Source organism: Halalkalibacter lacteus (assembly GCF_036663595.1).
Classification (GTDB): Bacteria; Bacillota; Bacilli; order Bacillales; family Bacillaceae_D; genus Halalkalibacter; species Halalkalibacter lacteus.
Map to the genome: position 1 here is coordinate 1 of NZ_JAWRVL010000075.1, position 1409 is coordinate 1409.

General features: G+C 36.9%; 1 protein-coding gene. It reads left to right on the plus strand.

Annotated elements, in window-relative coordinates:
- Positions 1-169 precede the first annotated feature (169 nt).
- Positions 170-1294 carry an RNA-guided endonuclease InsQ/TnpB family protein gene (locus SAZ04_RS21485; protein WP_332699510.1) on the plus strand — a complete coding sequence of 375 codons (1125 nt, stop codon included), beginning with the start codon at positions 170-172 and terminating at the stop codon, positions 1292-1294.
- The last annotated feature ends 115 nt before the right edge of the window (positions 1295-1409 follow it).

The window sequence follows — 1409 nt, forward strand, 5'->3', positions numbered from 1 at the left end:
TCTTTAACGAACTATAGCCAGAAGTCTCCTTCCTCAAAAATTCGATAGAATTTTAGGTGGGAGATGAATGGCGCTATTTTTATTTTCTTCAGATTCATAAAAAATAGGTGGGAAAAATAACTATATTTTGGTAAAATAAAATGAGAACTGATGTTTGGGGTGACTTGATATGGCTAAAAAGAATAAGGCGTTCAAATATCGTTTATACCCATCGGATGAGCAATTCCTTTTGATGAAGAAAACGGTTGGGTGTGTGCGATTTACCTACAATAAAATGTTGACTGATCGAATCGAAACATACGAAAAATTCAAAGATGATAAGGTCCAGCTATTAAAACAGACACACCCAACTCCAGCTAAGTATAAAAAGGATTATCCGTTTTTGAAGGAAGTGGATAGCCTTTCTTTAGCGAACGCTCAAATGAATTTAGAGAAAGCGTACAAAGCTTTCTTCAAAAAGAACGCGAATTTCCCGAAATTCAAGAGCAAGAAACATAAACAATCTTATACAACGAACGTTGTGAATGGAAACATTGAAATTTTGGATGGTCATATCAAGTTACCTAAACTTAAATGGGTGAAAATGAAACAACATAGGGATATTGCAGAGTCACATCAAATAAAGTCAGTAACCATTTCCATGACTGGGTCTGGAAAAGTCTATGCTTCTGTTTTGACGGAATTTGAAGAGGTAACTAAAAAAATTGAGCCCAATAACGTTGTTGGTTTAGATTTTTCGATGACTGATTTGTATGTAACAAGCGATGGTGAGAGAGCCAATTACCCTCGTTTCTATCGTCAATCGCTCGAAAAATTAGCCAAAGAACAGCGTGTTTTGTCACGTCGTAAAAAGGGTTCTAACCGTTGGTATAAACAAAAGCGTAAAGTAGCGAAGCTACAAGAGAAAACAGCAAATCAACGTGGTGATTTCCTTCATAAGAAAAGCTATGAGTTGGCAAATCATTACGATGCGATTGCAATTGAAGACTTAGATATGAAAGGTATGTCTAAGGCTCTTACATTTGGCAAAAGCGTCTCTGACAACGGTTGGGGTATGTTCACCACATTCTTAAAATACAAATTCGAGGACCGTGGTAAGTTATTCATCAAAATTGACAGATGGTTTCCTTCTTCTAAAATGTGTTCTAAATGCGGGAAAGTAAAAGAAGAATTATGCCTCTCAGAACGGATATATTCATGTTGTTGTGGTCATGAATCTGACCGAGACGCGAACGCTGCGACCAATATAAAAAGCGAAGGAATAAGACTATTCTTGGAAGCGAAAGGAACCTAAAAAATATATCGTTTCATAAACCGCTGGTTCAGTGGGGTTAGCTCGATGAATTTGGTTGGCTAGTAAAAGCAACTATTATCCGAGAAGCCCCCACTTCAAATTCTGCAAGAATTAA